This window comes from Pseudomonas sp. FBCC-B35 (assembly GCF_059133755.1).
The window spans coordinates 3,639,655-3,661,687 of sequence record NZ_CP101439.1 but is presented as its reverse complement, the minus strand read 5'-3'; the positions used below and the strand labels follow the sequence as shown (position 1 = coordinate 3,661,687).

The window sequence follows — 22,033 nt, the reverse complement described above, 5'->3', positions numbered from 1 at the left end:
TCGGGATGGGTTTCAACCTCTCTGCCTGGGCGCTGCGCAACCGCCAGATCGTACTCTTTTTGATGATACTGCTCGCGGGCGTTGGCGCGCTGTCCTACACCAAGCTGGGTCAGAGCGAAGACCCGCCCTTCACCTTCAAGGCCATGGTCATCCGCACCCTGTGGCCCGGCGCCACCGCTGAGGAGGTGGCGCGCCAGGTCACGGAGCGCATCGAGAAAAAGCTCATGGAAACCGGCGAGTACGAAAAGATCGTCTCGTTCTCGCGCCCCGGTGAATCGCAGGTGACCTTCATGGCCCGCGACGCTCTGCACTCGGCCGATATCCCCACATTGTGGTACCAGATACGCAAGAAGGTCGCCGACATCCGACACACGCTGCCACCCGAGGTGCAGGGCCCGTTCTTCAACGATGAGTTCGGCACCACGTTCGGCAACATCTATGCGCTGACTGGGCCGGGTTTCGACTACGCGGTCCTCAAGGACTATGCGGACCGTATTCAGATCCAGCTGCAGCGGGTCAAGGATGTGGGCAAGGTCGAGCTGATCGGTTTGCAGGACGAGAAGATCTGGATCGAACTGTCCAACGTCAAGCTGGCCACCCTCGGCATCCCTTTGCAGGCGGTGCAGCAGGCGTTGCAGGAGCAGAATGCGGTGAGCACGGCCGGGTTCTTCGAAACGCCCAGCGAACGTGTGCAACTGCGGGTCAGTGGGCGATTCGACAGTGTCGAGCAGATTCGCCAGTTGCCACTGCGCGTGGGCGAGCGCACGTTTCGCCTGGGCGATGTGGCGCGCGTGTACCGGGGCTACAACGATCCGCCTGCGCCGCGGATGCGCTTCATGGGGGAAGACGCCATCGGCCTGGCGGTGTCGATGAAGGATGGGGGTGACATCCTGACCTTGGGCAAGGCCCTGGAAACGGAATTCGAGCGTCTGGCCCGCGGCTTGCCGGCCGGCTTGTCGCTGCGCAAGGTGTCCGACCAGCCCGCTGCGGTGAAGGCAGGGGTTGGCGAGTTCGTCCAGGTGCTGTGCGAGGCGCTGGTGATCGTGTTGTTGGTCAGTTTCTTTTCGCTGGGCGTGCGCACGGGGTTGGTGGTGGCGCTGGCCATCCCCCTGGTGCTGGCCATGACCTTCGCCGCCATGTACTACTTTGGCATCGGCCTGCACAAGATCTCACTGGGTGCGCTGGTGCTCGCCCTGGGGTTGCTGGTCGATGACGCCATCATTGCCGTGGAGATGATGGCGATCAAGATGGAGCAGGGCTTCGACCGCCTGAAAGCGGCAAGCTATGCGTGGACCAGCACGGCATTCCCCATGCTGACCGGCACCCTGATCACCGCAGCCGGGTTCCTGCCCATTGCCACGGCTGCCTCCAGCACCGGCGAGTACACACGGTCGATCTTCCAGGTGGTGACCATTGCGTTGCTCACCTCCTGGGTGGCCGCCGTGCTCTTCGTGCCCTACCTGGGCGAGCGGTTGCTGCCGGATCTGGCCAAGCGACACGCCGCTCGCCACGGTAACGGCGGCGCTGCACCGGACCCGTATGCCACCCCCTTCTACCAGCGTGTGCGCCGTGTGGTGGCATGGTGCGTGCGGCGCCGCAAGACCGTTATCGTGCTGACCATCGCCGCGTTCGTGGGCAGCGTGTTCCTGTTTCGCTTCGTACCGCAGCAGTTCTTCCCGGCCTCCGGGCGTCCTGAGCTGATGGTCGACCTGAAGCTTGCCGAAGGCGCATCGCTGGTCAACACGGGCGAGAAAGTCCGGCAGCTTGAGCAGTTGCTCAAGCAGCAACAGGGCATCGTCAACTATGTCGCCTATGTCGGTTCAGGGTCGCCGCGCTTTTATTTGCCTTTGGATCAGCAACTGCCCGCTGCCAGCTTCGCCCAATTCGTGGTGTTGGCCGACTCCATGCAAGCACGCGAAGACTTGCGCAGTTGGCTGATCAGCACGGTCGAGCAGCAGTTCCCTGATCTGCGCGCGCGCGTCACCCGGTTGGAAAACGGCCCACCGGTGGGCTACCCCGTGCAGTTCCGAGTGACAGGCGAGCACATCGAACAAGCACGCGCCCTGGCCCGGGAAGTGGCAGAAAAGGTGCGGGAGAACCCCCATGTGGTCAATGTGCACCTGGACTGGGAAGAGCCCAGCAAAGCCGTGTTCGTGGAAATCGACCAGGACCGCGCCCGCGCCTTGGGCGTCAGCACCCGCCAGTTGTCCAGTTTCCTGCAAAGCTCGCTCACAGGCACCGCGGTCAGCCAGTACCGCGAAGACGATGAGCTGATCGAAATCCTGCTGCGAGGCACCGCACAGGAACGCAACGACCTGAGCCAGCTCGCCAGCTTGTCGCTGCCCACGGACAACGGGCGTAGCGTGGCCCTGTCACAGGTGGCCACGCTGACCTACGGCTTCGAGGAAGGCATCATCTGGCACCGCGACCGTCTGCCGACGGTGACCGTGCGGGCCGATATCTACGACAAGGTACAGCCGGCCACGGTGGTCAAGCAGGTACAGCCTACCTTGCAAGGCATCCGGGCCAAGTTGCCCGATGGCTATCTGCTAGAGGTGGGTGGCACGGTGGAAGATGCCGAACGTGGGCAGAAATCGGTGAATGCCGGCATGCCGTTGTTCATCGTGGTCGTGTTGAGCCTGCTGATGATTCAGCTGCGCAGTTTCTCTCGCACGGTCATGGTCTTTCTGACGGCGCCGCTGGGCTTGATTGGCGTGACCCTGTTCCTGCTGGTGTTCAACCAGCCATTCGGGTTCGTCGCCATGCTGGGGACCATCGCCCTGGCGGGTATGATCATGCGCAACTCGGTCATTCTGGTGGACCAGATCGAGCAGGATATCGCATCCGGGCTGGGGCGCTGGCAGGCCATCGTCGAAGCCACGGTGCGCCGTTTCCGGCCTATCGTGCTGACGGCCTTGGCGGCCGTGCTGGCCATGATCCCGTTGTCGCGCAGCGTGTTCTACGGGCCAATGGCCGTGGCGATCATGGGCGGGCTGATCGTCGCCACCGCCTTGACCCTGCTGTTTCTGCCGGCGTTGTACGCCGCCTGGTTCAAGGTCAGGGAACGCGACTAGCGGCCTTTTTGCTGCGGTGTAAAAAGGGCCCGCGGCGGGGCCCCTTTCAGGTAGCGATCAGAGTGCGCCAAATACCTTCTTGGCCAGGCTCGTGGCGGCCTGGGCAGGGTTCTGCCGAATGCTCTGCTCCTGCTTGGCGATCATCTCGAACAAACCGTCCATTGCCTTTTCCGTCACGTAGTTCTCGATGTTGGCGTCATTCTTGATCAGCCCCAGGCCTTTGGCCTGTGCGGCGAAGGCGTTGTACTGCTGGGCCACGCCGACCTGGTCGGTCGCTTGCTTGACGATTGGCAGGAACTTGGCACGGATCTGCTCGCGGCTGCTTTTGTTCAGGTACTGGGTGGCCGAATCCTGACCGCCGCTTAGAATGCCCTTGGCATCGGTCACGGTCATGTTTCTCACGGCGTTGACGAGAATCGCCTGGGCCTGCGGCACGGCCGCCTCAGCGGCCTTGTTCATGCCGGCTTCGAGCGCGTCCACCTGGTCGCCTTTGCCGAACATTTTCATGGCCTTGGCCGCCTTGCCCAGGTTGCCGGGCAGCTCGATACGCACGTCCGGGTTGTTGCTGAAGCCGCCCGGCGTGCTCAGCTGCTTGACGGCCAACTGCGCGCCTTGGGTCAGTGCGTCTTTCAGGCCACCGGTGGCGTCCTTCTGGCTGAGGTCGCCAAGCGACAGGGCAAAGGCGCTGGCCGACAGCAGCAGGCCGGCGCACAGGGTGGTCAGACGCAGGGAGGAGCGGGTCATGGCAGTGTCCTTGTATTCAGAAAAAGGTTCATAGTGTCGCCGTTGCCAGGCCATCATCCCCGTGCAGGGCAACCTGGCGGATCGACAAGCGCAACTCGGCCGACAGCACGCGCTTGGCCACGCCTTCGGCCAACCCGCCTAGCTTGTTGCTGTAGCTCAGTTTGCCGTGTGCATTCTCGCGCAGCACACCTTGGTCGATCAGCGTCTGGATGAAGTGGCGGAACAAGCTTTTGTCGAAAAATTCCGGTGCGTTCAGGCCATGCAAGATCGAAAGGCGCTGGGCCATCATCACGCACAGTGCTTCGAGCGCTTCGGCGCTCAGGGTACCTTGGCCGCTGTTGAGCAGCAGCGAAGTCGCCATGTAGAAGCGCTGCAGGGTCTGGGTGATGCTGCGCGCCAGCAGGGTCAGCAGCACGAACTGACGAGAACTGGGCGCTGCACGGACAAAGATGTCGTGGTCCTGGCGAAGCAGGCCTTGCTCGACCAGCGCGCCAAGCCACTGGTCGATCACCTCGTCCAACTGCTCAGGGTCCCAGCGCAGGAACAGCTCCGCCTGCAGGTAGGGGTACAAGGCATGGACATATTGGCCAAGCAAGGCGCGGCTCATGCGCGAGCTACTCAGGAAGAAGCTTGCCAGCAGGGCCGGCAGGGCAAAGATGTGCAGGACATTGTTGCGGTAATAGGTCATCAGTACCGCGTTGTTTTCATCCAGGTACAGAATGCGCCCAAGCGCGTCCTTCTGCTCTGCCACCAGGTCCATCCCGCGCACATGCTCGATCAGGGCCTGACCGTCGCCTTCGGGCACTGTGGTATGTGCGGAGTAGGGCACCTGGCGCATTAACGCCAGGTACAGGTCGAGCACGCGCACCAGCGCACGTTCGTCCAGGGCCAGCTTGCTGGTGGAAAGCAGGGCCAGCGCCACTAGGTTGACCGGGTTGATGGCCGCCGCGCCGTTCAGGTGCCTGGCGACGGTATCGCCCAGGCGCGTCGTGGTTTCGCTGAGCCAAGCCGGGCGGTACTGTGGCCCGTGGTCCTGGTCTCGCCAGCCGGGTTGCTGCTGGTCGAGAAAGCTGGCCAGGCGGATGGGTTCGCCGAAGTTGACGTAGACCTGGCCAAAGCGTTGCTTGAGCGCACCCAGCACTTTGAAAATGTCGAAAATGGATTCTTTCTTCTTGCTCGCCCCGCGCAACTCCCCGAGGTAGGTACGCCCTTCGAGTACGCGCTCATACCCAATGTAGACAGGCACGAACACGATCGGCGTGCGTGAGGAGCGCAGGAAGCTGCGCAGGGTGATGGCCAGCATTCCCGTGCGCGGCTGGAGCATGCGGCCGGTACGCGAGCGGCCGCCCTCGACGAAGTACTCCACTGGGAACCCTTTGGTGTACAGCGTATGCAGGTATTCGTTGAACACGGCGGTGTAGAGCGGGTTGCCCTTGAACGACCGGCGCATGAAGAACGCACCACCACGGCGCAACAGGTTGCCCACCACGGGCATGTTCAGGTTGATGCCGGCCGCCACATGCGGTGGTGTCAGGCCGTTCTTGAACAGCAGGTACGACAGCAGCAGGTAGTCGATATGGCTACGGTGGCAAGGGACGTAGATCACCTCGTGGCCCGGGGCGATGCCCTGGACCTGCTCGATGTGGTTGACCTTGATGCCGTCATAGATCTTGTGCCAGAACCAGCTGAGTACCACTTCGAGAAAGCGAATGGCCGTGTAGGTGTAGTCCGAGGCGATTTCGTTACCGTAGTGGCGGGCCTGTGCCTCGGCCTTGGCTTGGGGCACGTGCTCGCGCTCAGCGTGCTCGGCGATGGCCTGGCGCACCAACGGCGCATGGATCAAGCCTTTGACCAGGTTGCGTCGGTGAGAGATGTCCGGCCCGATGACCGCTGTCTTGAGGTTGCGCAGGTGCACGCGCATCAGGCGCTGGGCCATGCGCACGGTGCGGGCGTGGCCCTTGTTGTGCTGCACGAGTTCGCGCAGGTGAATCGGGGTGGAGAACTGCACCCGGGTCTTGCGTCCCAGGATCAGCACGGTCAGCAAGCGGCGCAAGCGGCCGGTCACCGCCCAGCTGTCGGCAAACAGCAGCTTCCACGGGCTCGACTCGCTGTCGGGCGATTGCCCCCAGAACACACTCACCGGAATGATCTGCGCATCTTCCTCGGCGTGCTGGCCGAGCACTTCGACCAGACGTTCCAGGGTAGGCGGGGCGCCACTTTTGTCATGGCGCCCCAGCCAGTCCGGGTCGGGGGTGAGGTAGAAGAACGCAGCCGCCTCGTGCAGGGGGCCGACGACCACTGGCAGTACCGGGCGTGGCAGCCCTGCCTTGGTGCATTCGTGGTCGAGCACCGCCAGGTCCGTCAGCGCAGGCGAAGGCAAGGCGTAGAACACAGGGCGACTGCGGTCGAGCTTGAGGGTCAGGGCTGACTGATTGATGGTTTCGGAGCGCACCCACAGGTACAAGAACCGGCGCAGAACGCCGAATACCAAGCGGTGCAGGGGAGAACGGGTCATGAAAAGAGCCATGGTTGAGGGTGAAGAGTGCCGAGCGCAGCGATCACTGCGCGGTTAGCCCAGATAGGCCAGTCGTTCGCATTGCGCCTAGCTTGACGTGCACGTGGCCTGTCTTCAATTTTTTTATGCGCCAGCACCGATCAGGCCTGCCGCTTGCAGGAGATTTACGCACGCGGCGCTGATTCGGGGCGATTGTCTCGTGTCTGCAAGGCGATTTTCACAATAAAAATCCGGAGTAGTGCAGATGTCGTCTCGTGAGACTGGGAACGTGAAGTGGTTCAACGATGCCAAGGGCTATGGCTTCATTCAACGGGAAGGGGGCGCAGATGTCTTCGTTCACTACCGGGCCATCCGGGGTGAGGGGCATCGTAGCCTGGTCGAGGGCCAGCAGGTCGAGTATGCCTGCGTGCAGGGCCAGAAAGGCCTGCAGGCCGAGGATGTCGTGGGTCTCTGAGCGACCAGGCTCAAGCCTGAAGCTGCAAGCCGGCTGTGCTTGCAGCTTCAGGGACGCCCATCAGGGCGACGTGCGCCAGGTGATTTCCTCTTCGCCGTCGGCACTGATACGCACCCAGCGGTCAGCATCTTCCTCGCCGTCTTCCTCTACCCAGCCGCCGGGTGCACAGCGTACTTCCACACCCAGAGCCGCGTGGGCATCACGACCACAGGCGATATCATCGGCCCAGGGCGTCTGGTCGCTTTCCAGGTACAGGCTGTTCCATTTCCCTACAGCTTTGGGTAACCAAGTGACCGGAATGTTACCGGCCTGGCACTTGTAGGTCTGGCCTTTCTGCTTCCATTCGGTGCACGGGCCGATGGCCTGGGTCAGCCAGGCTGCAATCTGCTTGTGGTCGACTTCGGCGTCTTTGAGATAAATCTCGATATCAGGTTGGCGCATAACACCTCCGGGTGTGCTCATGCTTGGCGCACGAAATAGTCAAAACGCATGGAAACGGTGACCTCGAACGGTTCCGGCTGCTCGATCACGCGCGCCCGACGCTCTGCACTGGCGCGCCAGCCATGCGGGGTCATGGCGAGCAGGGCAGCGCGGGCTTGGGGTTCGGCCAGGCTCAGGCGAAATTCCAGGACCTCGCCATGGGCGTGATACATGCCCTGGGGCACCAGGGCCAGGTGCTTGTCGTCAGCATAGGGGCGCACGTGGTCGTAGAGCACTTCGCGCAGCTCCATCAGGTGGCCGCTGGTAGGGCCTACGCGCATCAGGCCACCGCCTGGGCTCAGCACACGGCTGGCTTCGGCCCAATCGAGCGGGCTGAAGACGCTGGCGATGAACTGGCAGCTGGCATCGGCCAGCGGCACGCGCGCCATGCTGGCTACCATCCAGGTGACGTCCGGTGCGCGGCGGCAGGCACGCTTGACGGCCTCGCGGGAGATATCCAGGGCGTAGCCTTGGGCATCAGGCAGTGCCTGGGCCAATTGCGCGGTGTAGTAGCCTTCGCCGCAACCGATGTCCAGCCAAGTACCTGGCTGGCGCTCGACCGCCAATTGCGCCAGCCGTCCGGCCACCGGTGCATAATGGCCAGCGTCCAGAAAATGACGGCGTGCCTCGACCATGGCCTGGTTGTCACCTGGGTCGCGACTGTTCTTGTGCTGCACCGGCAGCAGGTTCAGGTAGCCCTGGCGCGCGCGATCGAAGCGGTGGCCCGCTGGGCACACCACACCGTTGTCCAGCGGGCTCAGGGCAGCCTGGCAGAGTGGGCAGGTCAGCATCAGGCGAGCAACCGTACCAGGGTCTGGTAGTAGATTTCGGTCAGCAGGTCCAGGTCGCTCGCCAGGATGCGCTCGTCGACCTGGTGAATGGTGGCGTTGACCGGGCCAAGTTCGACCACCTGGGTGCCCATGGTGGCAATGAAGCGGCCATCGGAGGTGCCGCCGCTGGTCGAGGGTTGGGTGTCGCGGCCGGTGACGCCCTTGATGCTGGCCGAAACCGCATCGAGCAGCTCGCCCGGCTCGGTCAGGAACGGCAGGCCGGACAACGCCCACTCCACCGACCAATCCAGTTCATGCTTGTCCAGGATCGCCGAGACCCGAGCCTTCAGGCCCTCCACGGTGGACTCGGTGGAGAAGCGGAAGTTGAACAGCGCCGTCAGTTCGCCGGGCACCACGTTGGTTGCACCGGTCCCGGCGTTGAGATTGGAAATCTGGAAGCTGGTCGGGGGGAAGAAGGCGTTCCCCTGGTCCCAATGCTCGGCTGCCAATTCGGCCAGCGCTGGCGCGGCCAGGTGGATCGGGTTGCGCGCCAGGTGCGGGTAGGCAACGTGGCCTTGCTTGCCGCGTACGGTCAGCGTGGCGCCGAGCGAGCCGCGACGGCCATTCTTGACCACATCGCCCAGCACGTTGGTGCTGGAGGGCTCGCCGACGATGCACCAGTCCAGGCGCTGGTTGCGCGCCTTGAGGCGCTCGACCACGGCCTTGGTGCCGTGATGGGCCGGGCCTTCCTCGTCACTGGTGATCAGGAAGGCAACCTGGCCCCGGTGGCCTGGGTAGTCACGCACGAAGCGCTCGCTGGCCACCACCATGCACGCCAGGCTGCCCTTCATGTCGGCCGCGCCACGGCCGCAGAGCATGCCGTCGGCATCGATCAGCGCCTGGAACGGCTCGTGTTGCCACTGCTGGACCGGGCCGGTAGGCACGACATCGGTATGGCCAGCAAAGCACAGCACCGGGCCTGCCTGGGTGCCATGGGTGGCCCAGAAATTGTCGACGTCCTCGATGCGCATCGGTTCAAGCTCGAAGCCCACGGCGCCCAGGCGCTGCATCATCTGCGCCTGGCAATCGGCGTCGACGGGGGTGACCGAGGGACGACGTATCAGGTCGCAGGCCAGTTGAAGGGTAGGCGAGAGCTCGGCAGGGGCCGTCATGGGGAACTCCGGGGCAAGGCAAGGCGGGAAAACTGAGGGGCGTTATCTTATATCAAATGATGTCGGGCTTCACGGCCCAATCGCCGACAAGCCGGCCCCTGCACGCATTCGCACAACACGCAGTCCTTTTGCAGGCGACTTGCCGGTGATGGCCGGCAAGTCGGCCTGCAAGGCCTCACGTCTAGGGCGTCTGGGCAGCCTGCTCTGTAGCCTTTGCTTCAGGCTTGGGCAGTGATGACAGAAACGCCATCACCAGCGCGGCCAGGTAGGGCAGCGACTGCACCAGGAGCATGGCGACCCAGAAGCGCATGTCCGAGCTCGGCAAGCCCTGCACCAGGTAAATTCCGGCTGCAGCGCCCCACAACAGCAGCATGATGAACAGCTCTTCCCGCGCTTCGGAAATCGCCACCAGCAAGCCATGGCTGTCGGCATTTTTCGGCGTGCGGAAGAACGGCATGCTGCTGGTGAAGAACCCGTACAGCACGGCCTTGGCGATGGTGTGCGACAACGCCAACCCGGCCAGCGCAGCGGCCAGTGCATCTTTGAGGTTGACCCCAACGGCGCGGCGATACAGGAACACGATCTTGCCGACCTTGAAGAAGAACAGCGCCAGCGGCGGGATGGCGAAGATCATCAGCGGCGGGTCCACCCGGTGCGGCACGATGATCATGGCGGCAGACCACAACAAGGCCCCCACCGTGAAGAAGATGTTCATGCCGTCGGCAATCCATGGCAGCCAGCCGGCCAGGAAGTGGTAACGCTGGCCGCGGGTCAATTCACTGCCTTTGCCGCGCAGCAGGGCAGCGGCGTGGTGCTTGATGATCTGGATGGCGCCATAGGCCCAGCGGAAGCGCTGTTTCTTGAAGTCGATGAAGGTGTCAGGCATCAAGCCCTTGCCATAGCTGTTGTGGGCGTAGGCCGCCGACAGGCCCTTCTCGAACACCCGCAGGCCAAGTTCGGCGTCTTCGCAGATGCACCACTCGGCCCAGCCCAGTTCGTCCAGCACGCTGCGCCGGGTCATGGTCATGGTGCCGTGCTGGATGATCGCATCGCGGTCGTTGCGGGTCACCATGCCAATGTGGAAGAAGCCCTTGTACTCGCTGTAGCACAGCTTCTTGAAGGCGCTCTCGTGCTGGTCGCGGTAGTCTTGCGGCGACTGCACCACGGCGATCTTCGGATCGGCGAAATGCGGCACCATGTGCTTGAGCCAGTTACGGTCGACGCAGTAGTCCGAGTCGATCACCGCGATCACTTCGGCATCCTTGGCCGTGTGCGGGAGCAGGTAGTTGAGCGCGCCGCCCTTGAAACCGGCCAGGGGTGCGACGTGGAAGAACCGGAAGCGCTCGCCGAGCTTTTCACAGTGGGCCTTGAGCGGCTCCCACACGGCCGGGTCCTTGGTGTTGTTGTCGATGACCAGCACTTCGTAGTCCGGATAATCCAGCGCGGCCAGGGCATCGAGGGTCTGTTTGACCATTTCCGGCGGTTCGTTGTAGCACGGCACATGCACCGACACTTTCGGTCGGTAGGCACTGTCGCCGTGCACCGGCAGGAATTCGCGCCGCCGCTTGTGCGTCCATACCGCCTCGGCCAGCTCATGGGCTTCGGTCAGCAGCACGATGAACACCCCCAGTGCGCCAAGGGCCAGGAGCACGCCTACCGTAAGGCTGAACCAGGTGCTGTACTGCTGGCTGTAGTCGTAGGCGATCCACACCAGCACCGATCCGCACAGGAACGTGATGAACGTCAGGAAGGTGCGCCCACGCTGGCGCAGGGCCGAGCCATCAATGAACAGCACCATCAGTGCAATCATCGCCAGCACCACCGAGGCCACTGCCAAGGCTCGCCATTGGGGAATGGCGACCACGGGGCCTTCGAAGTTGAATTTCTGCTGGCGTTCGGCGTTGAACACGCCCCAATAGGCCCCGACCGAGCCTTCATCACTGGCTTTCCAGGGTTGGTCGTAGGCTTCGATCACAAAATAGTTGAAGCCGCGTCGGTTGAGCGTGTTGACCAGGGTGCGCAGGTAGATGGCCTGGTCGGCCTGGGTGGCATCGGCACCACCGCGCATCCGGCCATTGCTCGGCCAGCCCACTTCCGAAAGCAGCAGCGGCTTGCGGGGAAACTGGTGTTTCAGCTCCCGCGCACGGTCGAGGACGAACTCGACCGAGTCCTTCATGGGCACGAATTCCCAGTAGGGCAGGATGTGGGCGGCGATCAGGTCCACATGCTTGGCCAGTTGCGGGTTCTGTTTCCAGATGTGCCACTGCTCGCTGGTGGTCACCGGCACTTTTACGGCCGCGCGTACACGGTCCAGGTACTGGATGAGGTTTTCCGGCGTCACTTCCTCGCGGAACAAGGCTTCGTTGCCGACCACCACCCGTACCACGCTGCGCGAGGTGTTGGCCAGTTCGATGGCCGTGGCGATCTCGCGCTCGTTACGCTCAAGGTCCGGGCTGATCCAGATCCCCACCGTTACCCGCAGGCCGAATTCCTCGGCCAGCTTCGGGATGTGCGCCTGGGTGCCTTCGACGGTGTAGATACGGATGCTGTCGGTGAGCTTGCTCATCTGCTCCAGGTCCTGACGCATCTCGTTGTCGTCCGGGTACTGACCCTTCTGCGGGCTTTCACCCAGGCGAAACGGCGAGTAGGAAAAGCCGGAGATTTGTTCGGGCCAGGCCGGTGCCGATACCGGGCGATTGATCAGCGCCCAGAAACCGGTGAACAGCGCCGCGATGGCCAGGACCACTACCAGGTTCAGGCCGAATTTACGTGAAGACATTGTCGTCCATAAGTGTCGAAGTGTTACGACATTAAAGCAGGGTTAAGGTGTCTTTCCTAACCGTGCAGGGCATGGCCTGGCTGGCCTATAATGCGCGCCGGTTTTTTGGGGTATTGACATGAGCACAGAAGATCCACGTTTTGCAGGGGTGGCCCGGTTGTATGGCGACCAGGGCCTGCAGCGCCTGCAGCAGGCCCACGTGGGCATCGTCGGGATTGGCGGGGTGGGCTCGTGGGTGGCCGAAGCCTTGGCCCGCTCGGGGGTGGGTGAGATCACCCTGTTTGACCTGGATGATGTGTGCGTGAGCAATACCAACCGTCAGGCCCATGCGCTGGAAGGGCAGGTGGGCCGGCCCAAGGTCGAGGTGATGGCCGAGCGCCTGCGGGCCATCAACCCGGCGTGCAAGGTCCACGCGGTGGCCGATTTCGTCACCCGCGAGACCATGGCCGAGTACATCACCGAACAGTTCGACTACGTGGTGGACTGCATTGACAGCGTCATGGCCAAGGCAGCCCTGATAGCCTGGTGCCGGCGGCGCAAGATCGGCATCGTCACCACCGGTGGTGCAGGTGGCCAGATCGACCCGACCCAGATCCAGATCGCGGACTTGAACAAGACCTTCAACGACCCGCTGGCCTCAAGGGTGCGCTCGACCTTGCGCCGCGACTACAACTTCTCGCGCAATGTCAGCCGTAACTATGGCGTGCCCTGTGTGTTTTCCAGTGAACAGCTGCGTTATCCCAAGGGGGATGGCAGTGTGTGCCTGCAGAAGAGTTTCGTGGGCGAGGGCGTACGGCTGGACTGCTCCGGCGGCTTTGGCGCGGTGATGATGGTGACGGCCACGTTCGGCATGGTTGCCGCCAGCAAAGCCGTGGAGAAGCTGGTAGCGGGCGCCAGGCGGCCATCGGAGCGTGTCCGGCCGGAGTGAATGCGCGGTGGCATCAACGCCCAGAAGCCAGCACCGCCATTCGCTGCACCACGGCATGCAAGCCGTTGCTGCGTGAGGGTGACAGCTGGCGTTCAAGGCCCAGTTGCCCGAACCAGTCCTGCACGTCCAGCGCCAGCAGCGCCTCACCACTCAAGCCCTGCACCCTCACCAGCAGCAGCGCCAGCAGACCGCGCAGCAAGCGTGCATCGCTGCTGGCCTTGAATCGCCAGTGGCCGTCCACGGCATCGGCCACCAGCCAGACCAGGCTTTCGCACCCGTGAACGCGATTGGCTTCGGTCTTCTCGGCTTCAGTCAGCGGTTCCAGGCGGTCCCCCCACTGCATCAACAGCCGCGCGCGCTGCTCCCAGCCCTTGCTCTGCGCAAAGGCCTCCAGTGCCTGATCGGCTTGTGCTGGCAAGGTCATCGCAGCAACTCCAGCGCCTGGTCCAGCGCCTCGAAGAAGCGTTGCAGGTCGGCCTGGTCATTGTAGAGGCCCAGCGACACGCGGATCGCCCCGTCCAGGCCCAACCCCTGGAGCAGGGGCATCGCACAGTGATGGCCTGCCCGCACGGCAATGCCTTGTTCGGTGAGCAGGTGCGCGATATCGGCGTTGTGCACCCCTTCCACGACGAAGCTGGCCAACGCACACTGCGGCAGGCCTAGCAGGCGAATACCTTCGCGTTGCGTGAGGCCCTCGATCAGCCGGGCATGCAACCCGGCCTCGTGAGCCAGCACCGCCGCCGCGTCCAGGCTCGCCAGATAATCGAGCGTAGCGCCAAGGCCGATCACCCCGGCGATGGGCGGTGTGCCGGCTTCCAGGCCCAGCGGCGCCGGCCTGAAGCTCGCGCGCTGGTACTCGGCCAGTTGCACCATCTCTCCGCCGAACTGCCAATGGCGCAGCAGCCCTAGCGCCTGGTCGCGCCCGTACAAAACGCCCACCCCGTCCGGCCCGTACAGTTTGTGACTGGAGAACACATAGAAGTCGCACCCCAGTTGCTGCAGGTCCTGGCGCCCATGCACCACACCCTGGGCGCCGTCCACCACCGTCAGTGCACCCTGCGCGCGGGCATGGGCGAGCAGGGCCGGCAGCGGCTGCCAAGTGCCCAGCACGTTGGACAACTGGCTGACGGCGAGGACGCGGGTGCGTGGCCCGATCATCTGCAGCGCCCGCTCCAGGTCGATGAAGCCGCGTGCATCGACCGGCAATATGACCAGGCGCAGGTTGCGTCGGTGTGCCAGCTGCTGCCACGGGAGCAGGTTGGCATGGTGTTCGAGGGCGCTGATGGCAATCTCGTCGCCGGCCTCGAAACGAGACTCCAGGCCGTAGGCCAGCAGGTTCAGCGCAGCCGTGGCGCCATGGGTGAACACGATCTGGCCGGTCTGTCCGACATTCAACCAGTGGGCGACCTTGTCGCGGCTGGCTTCGAAGGCCTGGGTTGCCCGTGCGCCAGGCAGGTGCTGGGCACGGTGGACATTGGCCGCCCCGCTGCCATAGTAATGGCCCAGAGCGTCGAGCAGCGCCTGGGGTTTCTGAGCGGTGGCGGCGCTGTCCAGGTAGGTCTGGTGCTGGCGTTGCAGGGCGTCGATGGCAGGAAAATCGGCACGCCAGGGGGAGGGCTGGAACATATTCGCGGGGCCTGGAATGAAAATCGGGTCTGGCGCTGAGGCGCCAGACCCGATCTTAACACTTCATACCCGGTGGGGTTTTCAGTTGTGTGCGTGCAAGGCTTCGTTCAGCTCGATGGCCGATTTGTGGGTCTTGCACTCCACGGCGCCATTGAGCGAGTTGCGGCGGAACAACAGGTCGGCCTGGCCCGCCAGGTCGCGTGCCTTGACGACCTTGACCAGTTCGTTGTGCTCGTCCAGCAGGTTCACCTTGGTCCCGGCGGTGATGTACAGGCCCGCTTCGACGGTATTGCGGTCGCCCAGTGGAATGCCGATACCAGCGTTGGCACCGATCAGGCAGCCTTCGCCGACCTTGATGACGATGTTGCCGCCGCCGGACAGGGTACCCATGGTCGAGCAGCCGCCACCGAGGTCCGACCCTTTGCCGACGAAGACACCGGCCGACACACGACCTTCGATCATGCCCGGGCCTTCGGTGCCGGCGTTAAAGTTGACAAAACCTTCGTGCATGATGGTGGTGCCTTCGCCAATGTAGGCGCCCAGGCGTACCCGTGCAGTGTCGGCGATGCGCACGCCGGCCGGGACCACGTAGTCGGTCATCTTCGGGAACTTGTCCACCGAGAACACTTCCAGCAGCTCGCCACGCAAGCGCGCTTCGAGTTGCAGCTCGGCGAGCTCGGCCAGGTCCACGGCGCCGATGTTGGTCCAGGCCACGTTTGGCAGCAGGGGGAAGATACCGGCCAGGCTCACGCCGTGCGGCTTGACCAGGCGGTGGGACAGCAGGTGCAGCTTGAGGTAGGCCTCGGGCGTGGAGGCCAGTGCGGCGTCTTCAGCCAGCAGGGTGGCCACCAGCGGCTTGTGGCTTTCTGCCAGACGCGTGAGCAGGGCGGCTTGTGCGGCATCGACGCTTCTGACGGCGTCGGCCAGTTGCGCGGCCTGGGCGTTGCTGAAGGTGATGGCCTGGTTGCCACCCTCATAGCCAAGGATTGGTGCGATGGCCGCGACCAGCTCGGGGCTCGGGTCGATCAGGGGCTGTGCGTAGAACACTTCCAGCCAGGCGCCCTGGCGGTTCTGGGAGCCGACACCGAAGGCCAGGCTGAACAGGGAATTGGACATGTGGTTACCTCTTGCTAAATAGGGTAGGGACTCAGGCCAGGGCGGCGGCGTACAGGTCGGGTTTGAAGCCCACCAGCGTGCGCGTACCCAGGTCGAGTACCGGGCGCTTGATCATCGAAGGCTGGGCCAGCATGAGCTCGACGGCCTTGGCCTGGTCGAGATCGGCTTTGCTGGCGTCGTCGAGCTTGCGGAACGTGGTGCCGGCGCGGTTGAGGAGGGTTTCCCAGCCGTGCTCGTCGCACCAGCGGTTCAGGCTGTCACGGTCGATGCCTTGAGTCTTGTAGTCATGGAATTCGTAGGCGATGGCCTGGTCGTCGAGCCAGGTGCGAGCCTTTTTCATGGTGTCGCAGGCTTTGATGCCGTAGAGCGTGTAGGTCATTGTGTGCATCGGGGATACGTGTCGCCCCAATCTCTCCATTTCCGAATGTCAGTCGCGCGATTATGCGATAACCCTCCGCACGGCGCCACGGGAGGTTGTCCTGAACGGGCAGCGGTTGCTTCTGCAAACACGTGCTGCCTTTCTTCATGGACGGGAACGTGCGTCCAATTGAGCGCAACCACCGGTCATTTCCCGATACCGGCTGAACCCTTGGGCGGTAGATGTATCTTCATGTTACACATTAGTTCGCCACCTGCGACCTTGGTGCACCGGCCAGGCACGCTTGTCACCCGTTACCATGCTGATCCAGGTGTACGTTTTGTCCTCGGGTACGGGGCCGTTTGAAGAAGGAAGACCCACTGGATGCAGTCCGCCTATACCGTCCTTATCCTGCTGATGCTGGTCAGCGTGTCGAAATTGGTCGGCCGCCTGATTCCCCTGCCTCTGCCGCTGGTACAAATCGCAGCTGGCGCTTTGCTGGCCTGGCCGACACTGGGGCTGCATGTCGCCCTCGACCCCGAACTGTTTCTGTTTCTGTTCTTGCCGCCGCTGTTGTTCGCCGATGGCTGGCGCATTCCCAAACGCGAGTTGTGGCGCATTCGCGGCCCGGTGGTGGCCCTGGCGGTGGGCTTGGTGTTGTTCACCGTGGTCGGTGCGGGCTATTTCATCCACTGGTTGTTGCCGAGCATCCCGTTGCCGGTGGCATTCGCGCTGGCAGCCGTACTGTCGCCGACTGACGCGGTGGCCGTGTCGGCCATTACCCAGGACCGCCTGCCTACGCCGTTGATGCACATGCTCCAGGGTGAGGCCCTGATGAACGATGCCTCGGGCCTGGTTACCTTCAAGTTCGCCCTGGCTGCGGCCATCACCGGTGTCTTTTCACTGACCGATGCCAGCCTGAGCTTCGCACTGGTGGCGCTTGGCGGTCTGGCCGTGGGGGTGGCGCTGAGTTGGCTGGTCGGCCGCCTGCGTGCCTGGATGATCGGCCGCGGCTGGGACGACCCGGCCACCCATGTGGTGTTCATGCTGCTGCTGCCGTTCGCGGCCTATGTGCTGGCCGAGCGCCTCGGGGTGTCGGGCATCCTCTCGGCAGTGGCGGCCGGCATGATGCAGAGCTGGCTCGACCTGCTGCCACGCCAGACCAGCACCCGCCTGCTCAATCGTAGCGTGTGGTCGCTGCTGGAGTTCGCGTTCAATGGGCTGATCTTCCTGTTGTTGGGCTTGCAACTGCCCGACATCGTCAAGGCGGTGGTCAGCCATGAAACCACGCTGTGGCCGACCCTGGCCTGGCGCTGCCTGGACGTGGTCGCCATCTTCGCGGCGCTGATCGTGCTGCGGTTCATCTGGGTGCAGAGTATCTGGCGCCTGGTGGGGGTTCTGCGCCGTTGGCGCGGCAAGCCTGCGCTGGTGATGTTGCCCACCGCACGCTCGTGCTGGTTGCTCACGCTGGGCGGTGTGCGAGGGGCCGTCACCCTGGCGGGTGTGATGTCGATTCCGTTGCTGATGGGCGCGGACAAGGCGTTTCCAGAGCGCGATCTGCTGATCTTCATTGCCGCCGGTGTCATCCTGCTGTCGTTGATCGGTGCCTGTGTCGCACTGCCGCTTTTACTGCGCGGCGTGACCAAAAGCCCTGACGAGCGCATGCAGCAAGAGGTGCATGAAGCCTGGCGACGCACCGCTGAGGCCGCGATTCACGCCTTGGAGGCCGAGGAGGTGGTCGATGCCAACGCGCCGCAGGATGCCGCCCAGGCCACACTGGCTACAGAATTGAAGGCTCGGCTGATGGCTGAGTATCGCGACCAGCTGGACCGGCACAATGACAGTGAGGAGGCCAGGGCCTTGGCCGAGCAGATGGACCTGCTCGAGCGCCGCCTGCGCTTGCGTGCGCTGCGGGCCCAGCGCCTGGAGCTCTACAACCTGCACCGCCAGCACCTGCTCGGTGACGAGGTGGTGCGGCATGTGCTGGGCGACCTGGACATGAGCGAGGCTAACCTGGGCCAGATCAAGTGAACTGGCCCCGTCTTGCCTAAAAGGCTTCAGCGCGTGTGCAAGAACGCGCGGATACGCTCGGCCGCCTCGATGCATTCGGACAGCGGGGCAACCAGCGCCATGCGCACGCGTCCGGCGCCGGGGTTGACCCCGCCCACTTCACGGGACAGGTACGAGCCGGGTACCACGGTCACGTGCTCGGCCTCGAACAGATCGCGCGTGAAGTCGGCATCGCTACCCGGCACCTTGGCCCACAGGTAGAAGCTGCCGTCCGGGCGCTGCACATCCATGACCGGCTCGAGGATGGCCAGCACGGCGTCATACTTGGCGCGGTACTGGTCGCGGTTTGCGCGCACATGCGCCTCATCCTCCCAGGCGGCGATGCTGGCCAACTGTGTCTGCACCGGCATGGCGCAACCATGGTAGGTGCGGTACAGCAGAAACGGCTTGATGATGTCGGCATCGCCGGCCACGAAGCCCGAGCGCAGCCCCGGCAGGTTCGAACGCTTGGACAGGCTGTGGAACACCACGCAGCGCTTGAAGTCATTACGCCCCAGCTCCGCACAGGCCGACAACAGCCCCGGTGGCGGTGCATCCTCATCGAAATACAACTCGCTGTAGCATTCGTCGGCAGCGATCACGAAATCGTGCGCATCGGCCAGTGCGATCAGCTTTTTCAAGGTGTCCATGGGCACCAGGGCGCCGGTGGGGTTGCCGGGTGAGCACAGGAACAGGACCTGGCAACGGGCCCAGACGTGGTCGGGCACCGCGTCGAAGTCGGGGTTCAAGCCGTTGCTTTCCAGGCACGGCAGGTAGTACGGGGTGGCACCGGCCAACAGCGCAGCCCCTTCATAGATCTGGTAGAACGGGTTGGGGCTCAACACCAGGCCATCGGCACTACGGTCGACCACCGCCTGGGTAAAGGCGAACAGCGCTTCGCGGGTGCCGTTCACCGGCAGGATATGACGATCGGCATCCAGCCAGCCAGCAGGCACGCCAAAGCGGCGCTCGCACCACTGCCCGATGGCCTGGCGCAAGGCAGGCAGGCCCAGCGTGCTGGGGTATACCGCCAGCTTGTCGAGGTTGTCGGCCATCGCCTGGGCCACGAAGGGTGGCGAGGCGTGCTTGGGCTCGCCAATCGACAGGGCAATGGCGCGTTTGTCAGCAGCGGGCGTAACGCTGCCCAGCAGGGCACGAAGCTTTTCGAAAGGGTAGGGCTGAAGCTGGCTCAAGGCAGGGTTCATTGGCGCAAGGTCTCGTCAATCATGTCGTCAAAAGGTCACGCGGGCAGGGCTGGCGCTGGCCTGCCCTGCTTGCAGTTGTTGCACGATGGCTTCCTGCAGGCGGCTGCACAGTTGCGGGTCGGACAGGGGCTGGTTGTCGGCGTCGGTGATGAAGAACACGTCCTCCACACGCTCGCCCAGGGTGGCAATCTTGGCGTTCTGCAACGACAGGTCGAATTCCAGGAAGATGCGCCCCAGCCGCGCCAGCAGGCCCGGCCGGTCGGGCGCGGTGATTTCGAGAATGGTCACCGGGCGCTGGGCGTCGTTGAGGATGGTCACCTGCGGCGGGAAGTCGAAGTGCTTGAGTTGGCGCGGCACCCGACGCTGGATGATCGTGGGGTAGTCTTCGGGGTTGCGCAGCGCCTCGGTCAGGCCGTCGCGAATCTGCCTGACCCGTTGCGGGTTGTCGCCGATCGCACCGCCGTCGTTGTCCAGCACGATGTAGGTGTCCAGGGTGAACTGGCTGCTGGAGGTGATGATGCGGGCGTCGTGGATGTTCAGGTTCAGCTGCGACATGGCCGCCACCGTCACGGCGAAGAAATCGTGCTGGTCAGGGGCATAGATGAAGATCTGAGTCCCGCCTTCGAATTCGCGCTGGGTGGTTTCCTTGATCAGTACCAGCGGGCCACCGTCAGCCGGCTGTTGCAGGATGGCGTCGGTGTGCCAGGCCACGTCGGAGGCGGTGTGCTTGAGGAAGTAGTCATCCCCCAGCTGCGACCACAGCTGCTCCACGTCATCTGGGTCGGTGCCTTCGCGCACCAGCGTGTCCAATGCCGAGGACTGGGTCTGGCGAATCTGCTCCTCACGATCCAGCGGGTTTTCGAGCCCACGGCGCAGGGCACGCTTGGTCTCGGTGTACAACTGGCGCAACAGGCTGGCTCGCCATGAATTCCACAAGGTGGGGTTGGTGGCGTTGATGTCCGCCACCGTCAGCACATAGAGGTAGTCCAGCCGTGTTTCATCCCCCACGTGCAGGGCGAAGTCGTTGATCACCTGCGGATCGGACAAGTCCTTGCGCTGGGCGGTGGTGGACATGACCAGGTGGTTCTGCACCAGCCAGGCGATCAACCGGCTGTCCCAGGCTGGGAGCTGGTGGCGCTCGCAGAACTTGAGGGCATCGACCGCGCCGAGCTCGGAATGATCGCCCTGACGGCCTTTGCCGATGTCGTGGTAGAGACCGGCCAGGTAGATCAGCTCGGGCTTGGGCAAGCGGCCCATGAGCTTGCTGGCCAGCGGGAATTTCTCCGACACCGGTGTGTACTGCAGCTTGCGCAGGTGCTTGATCAGGTTGAGGGTATGGGCATCGACGGTATAGATGTGGAACAGGTCGTGCTGCATCTGCCCGACGATCAGCCCGAACTCCGGCAGGTAGCGCCCGAGGATGCCGTAGCGGTTCATGCGCCGCAGGTTGCGATGAATACCGATTTCACACTTGAACAGTTCGATGAACAGACTGGTGTTGCGAATATCGTTGCGGAAGGTGTCGTCGATCAGGTGCCGATGCTCGCGCAGCAGGCGTACCGTGTCGGCACGCACACCCTTGATGTCCGGGTGCTGGGCCATCAGCACGAATATTTCCAGCATGGCGAACGGCGTGCGCTTGAACACGTTCGGGCGCACGGCCTCGATGTAGCCGTCATGCAGGCGGAAGCGCGCATTGAGCGGTTGGGTGGTACCACTGTCGTCGTCGGCGAGAATGACTTCCTCGAAATGCTGGATGATCAGGTCGCACAACTGGCTGATGCTCATCACCACCCGGTAGTACTGCTGCATGAACTGCTCGATGGCACGCTTGGGGTTTTCGTCGCTGTAGCCCAGCAGGGCGGCAATGCTGCGCTGGTGGTCGAACAGCAGGCGATCCTCGGCACGGCCGGCGAGCATGTGCAGGGCGTAGCGCACCCGCCACAGGAAATCCTGGGAGGAGGCCAGGAGCGCATTCTCGCTTTCCAGTAGGAAGCCTTCGCCGGCCAGGGCATGCAGGTTCAGGGTGCCGTACTGGCGGCGCGCCACCCACAGCACGGTCTGGATGTCGCGCAGCCCCCCAGGCGAGCCCTTGACGTTGGGCTCGAGGTTGTACTCGGTGTCGTTGTACTTGTGGTGGCGCGCCTGCAGCTCGGCGCGCTTGGCCAGGAAGAACTCGCGGCTCGGCCACATGTGCGCCGTGCTGGTGACCTCGAGCATGCGCTGGCGCAGGGCTTCCGGGCCGGCGATGGTGCGGCTTTCCATCATGTTGGTGATGATGGTGAGGTCGGCGCGGGCCTGTTCGGCACACTCATCGACGGTGCGCACGCTCTGGCCGACCTCCAGGCCGATGTCCCACAGCAGGGTCAGAAAGCGCTCGATGGCATCGCGATACCGTTCGTGCTCGGCCTCTCCCAGCAGGATAAGCAGGTCGATGTCCGAGTGCGGGTGAAGCTCACCGCGCCCGTAGCCGCCGACCGCCACCAGGGAAATGCCGCCCTGCTCGCCCCAGTCGAACTGGTTCCACGCCTGCTGCAGGACGTTGTCCACCAGCCAGGCCCGAGCTTGGATCAGCGGGCGGATGGCGTGGCCTGCGCGAAAGCGCTTGTCCAGCACCTCGCCCGCCTGGCGAATGGCCTTCTTGAAGGCGGGTATGGGGCTGGCCTTGAGGGCCAGTTCCGCCTGGAACTGACCACGGTCGAACAGTTCGGGGTCGAGCTGGAGCATGGGGTCAGGTTCCTGTCATCGAAGGCTGCTGGGGTG

Annotated in this window: 16 protein-coding genes; 4 read left to right on the top strand and 12 right to left on the bottom strand. The window is 63.7% G+C overall.

What is annotated here, in order from left to right:
* Positions 1-5 precede the first annotated feature (5 nt).
* A complete protein-coding gene (locus NMB38_RS16645) occupies positions 6-3,074 on the top strand; it encodes an efflux RND transporter permease subunit (protein ID WP_482577016.1) in 3,069 nt (1,022 codons plus the stop codon).
* Between the two features lie 57 nt (positions 3,075-3,131).
* Here the strand turns inward: NMB38_RS16645 and NMB38_RS16640 are convergent, their stop codons facing one another.
* A complete protein-coding gene (locus NMB38_RS16640) occupies positions 3,132-3,818 on the bottom strand; it encodes a DUF4197 domain-containing protein (RefSeq protein WP_027913858.1) in 687 nt (228 codons plus the stop codon).
* A gap of 28 nt (positions 3,819-3,846) precedes the next feature.
* The gene (plsB, locus tag NMB38_RS16635; RefSeq protein WP_288650846.1) at positions 3,847-6,333 is read right to left on the bottom strand and encodes a glycerol-3-phosphate 1-O-acyltransferase PlsB; all 2,487 of its coding nucleotides are present in this window, start codon (positions 6,331-6,333) and stop codon (positions 3,847-3,849) included.
* A gap of 244 nt (positions 6,334-6,577) precedes the next feature.
* On the opposite strand from plsB, the gene NMB38_RS16630 reads away from it, so the two are divergent.
* Positions 6,578-6,787 carry a cold-shock protein gene (locus tag NMB38_RS16630; RefSeq protein ID WP_023534051.1) on the top strand — a complete coding sequence of 70 codons (210 nt, stop codon included), beginning with the start codon at positions 6,578-6,580 and terminating at the stop codon, positions 6,785-6,787.
* Positions 6,788-6,847: 60 nt separating this feature from the next.
* Here NMB38_RS16630 and NMB38_RS16625 read toward each other — a convergent pair whose 3' ends face one another.
* From NMB38_RS16625 to NMB38_RS16610, 4 genes are all read right to left on the bottom strand, one after another.
* Positions 6,848-7,228, bottom strand: coding sequence for a hypothetical protein (locus NMB38_RS16625; protein ID WP_023534045.1), 381 nt, complete (start codon positions 7,226-7,228; stop codon positions 6,848-6,850).
* A 17-nt stretch (positions 7,229-7,245) separates the two neighbouring features.
* Positions 7,246-8,058, bottom strand: a complete 813-nt coding sequence (locus NMB38_RS16620) for a putative RNA methyltransferase (RefSeq protein ID WP_110607004.1) — start codon at positions 8,056-8,058, stop codon at positions 7,246-7,248.
* A complete protein-coding gene (dapE, locus tag NMB38_RS16615; protein ID WP_049695524.1) occupies positions 8,058-9,209 on the bottom strand; it encodes a succinyl-diaminopimelate desuccinylase in 1,152 nt (383 codons plus the stop codon). The genes NMB38_RS16620 and dapE overlap by 1 nt, the downstream gene beginning before the upstream one ends.
* Before the next feature lie 181 nt (positions 9,210-9,390).
* Positions 9,391-11,988: a glycosyltransferase gene (locus NMB38_RS16610; protein ID WP_494354841.1), complete on the bottom strand. Its 2,598-nt coding sequence runs from the start codon at positions 11,986-11,988 to the stop codon at positions 9,391-9,393.
* A gap of 118 nt (positions 11,989-12,106) precedes the next feature.
* Here NMB38_RS16610 and tcdA point away from each other — a divergent pair, with 118 nt between their 5' ends.
* Positions 12,107-12,916, top strand: coding sequence for a tRNA cyclic N6-threonylcarbamoyladenosine(37) synthase TcdA (tcdA, locus tag NMB38_RS16605; protein WP_023534048.1), 810 nt, complete (start codon positions 12,107-12,109; stop codon positions 12,914-12,916).
* A gap of 13 nt (positions 12,917-12,929) precedes the next feature.
* Here tcdA and NMB38_RS16600 read toward each other — a convergent pair whose 3' ends face one another.
* The 4 genes from NMB38_RS16600 to NMB38_RS16585 form a co-directional block, all read right to left on the bottom strand.
* Positions 12,930-13,340 (bottom strand): SufE family protein, encoded by a 411-nt coding sequence (locus tag NMB38_RS16600; protein ID WP_027913864.1) that lies wholly within the window; start codon positions 13,338-13,340, stop codon positions 12,930-12,932.
* The gene (locus tag NMB38_RS16595) at positions 13,337-14,542 is read right to left on the bottom strand and encodes an aminotransferase class V-fold PLP-dependent enzyme (RefSeq protein WP_059183690.1); all 1,206 of its coding nucleotides are present in this window, start codon (positions 14,540-14,542) and stop codon (positions 13,337-13,339) included. The genes NMB38_RS16600 and NMB38_RS16595 overlap by 4 nt, the downstream gene beginning before the upstream one ends.
* An 81-nt stretch (positions 14,543-14,623) precedes the next feature.
* Positions 14,624-15,658 carry a 2,3,4,5-tetrahydropyridine-2,6-dicarboxylate N-succinyltransferase gene (gene dapD, locus NMB38_RS16590; protein WP_027913866.1) on the bottom strand — a complete coding sequence of 345 codons (1,035 nt, stop codon included), beginning with the start codon at positions 15,656-15,658 and terminating at the stop codon, positions 14,624-14,626.
* 31 nt (positions 15,659-15,689) lie between these two features.
* Positions 15,690-16,037, bottom strand: coding sequence for an ArsC family reductase (locus NMB38_RS16585; RefSeq protein WP_027913867.1), 348 nt, complete (start codon positions 16,035-16,037; stop codon positions 15,690-15,692).
* Positions 16,038-16,400: 363 nt separating this feature from the next.
* Between NMB38_RS16585 and NMB38_RS16580 the strand changes: the two genes are divergently transcribed.
* The gene (locus tag NMB38_RS16580; RefSeq protein WP_368941971.1) at positions 16,401-18,047 is read left to right on the top strand and encodes a Na+/H+ antiporter; all 1,647 of its coding nucleotides are present in this window, start codon (positions 16,401-16,403) and stop codon (positions 18,045-18,047) included.
* A gap of 26 nt (positions 18,048-18,073) precedes the next feature.
* Here NMB38_RS16580 and dapC read toward each other — a convergent pair whose 3' ends face one another.
* Both dapC and NMB38_RS16570 read right to left on the bottom strand, forming a co-directional pair.
* Positions 18,074-19,270 (bottom strand): succinyldiaminopimelate transaminase, encoded by a 1,197-nt coding sequence (dapC, locus tag NMB38_RS16575; protein WP_027913869.1) that lies wholly within the window; start codon positions 19,268-19,270, stop codon positions 18,074-18,076.
* Positions 19,271-19,297: 27 nt separating this feature from the next.
* Positions 19,298-21,997, bottom strand: a complete 2,700-nt coding sequence (locus tag NMB38_RS16570) for a [protein-PII] uridylyltransferase (protein WP_027913870.1) — start codon at positions 21,995-21,997, stop codon at positions 19,298-19,300.
* Positions 21,998-22,033: the final 36 nt, after the last annotated feature.

Excerpts from the sequence above, each read along its gene's own strand:
- NMB38_RS16645 (WP_482577016.1), top strand. The coding sequence starts at position 6 with ATGGGTTTCAACCTCTCTGCCTGGGCGCTGCGCAACCGCCAGATCGTA.
- NMB38_RS16640 (WP_027913858.1), bottom strand. The coding sequence starts at position 3,818 with ATGACCCGCTCCTCCCTGCGTCTGACCACCCTGTGCGCCGGCCTGCTG.
- plsB (WP_288650846.1), bottom strand. The coding sequence starts at position 6,333 with ATGACCCGTTCTCCCCTGCACCGCTTGGTATTCGGCGTTCTGCGCCGG.
- NMB38_RS16630 (WP_023534051.1), top strand. The coding sequence starts at position 6,578 with ATGTCGTCTCGTGAGACTGGGAACGTGAAGTGGTTCAACGATGCCAAG.
- NMB38_RS16625 (WP_023534045.1), bottom strand. The coding sequence starts at position 7,228 with ATGCGCCAACCTGATATCGAGATTTATCTCAAAGACGCCGAAGTCGAC.
- NMB38_RS16620 (WP_110607004.1), bottom strand. The coding sequence starts at position 8,058 with ATGCTGACCTGCCCACTCTGCCAGGCTGCCCTGAGCCCGCTGGACAAC.
- dapE (WP_049695524.1), bottom strand. The coding sequence starts at position 9,209 with ATGACGGCCCCTGCCGAGCTCTCGCCTACCCTTCAACTGGCCTGCGAC.
- NMB38_RS16610 (WP_494354841.1), bottom strand. The coding sequence starts at position 11,988 with ATGTCTTCACGTAAATTCGGCCTGAACCTGGTAGTGGTCCTGGCCATC.
- tcdA (WP_023534048.1), top strand. The coding sequence starts at position 12,107 with ATGAGCACAGAAGATCCACGTTTTGCAGGGGTGGCCCGGTTGTATGGC.
- NMB38_RS16600 (WP_027913864.1), bottom strand. The coding sequence starts at position 13,340 with ATGACCTTGCCAGCACAAGCCGATCAGGCACTGGAGGCCTTTGCGCAG.
- NMB38_RS16595 (WP_059183690.1), bottom strand. The coding sequence starts at position 14,542 with ATGTTCCAGCCCTCCCCCTGGCGTGCCGATTTTCCTGCCATCGACGCC.
- dapD (WP_027913866.1), bottom strand. The coding sequence starts at position 15,658 with ATGTCCAATTCCCTGTTCAGCCTGGCCTTCGGTGTCGGCTCCCAGAAC.
- NMB38_RS16585 (WP_027913867.1), bottom strand. The coding sequence starts at position 16,037 with ATGACCTACACGCTCTACGGCATCAAAGCCTGCGACACCATGAAAAAG.
- NMB38_RS16580 (WP_368941971.1), top strand. The coding sequence starts at position 16,401 with ATGCAGTCCGCCTATACCGTCCTTATCCTGCTGATGCTGGTCAGCGTG.
- dapC (WP_027913869.1), bottom strand. The coding sequence starts at position 19,270 with ATGAACCCTGCCTTGAGCCAGCTTCAGCCCTACCCTTTCGAAAAGCTT.
- NMB38_RS16570 (WP_027913870.1), bottom strand. The coding sequence starts at position 21,997 with ATGCTCCAGCTCGACCCCGAACTGTTCGACCGTGGTCAGTTCCAGGCG.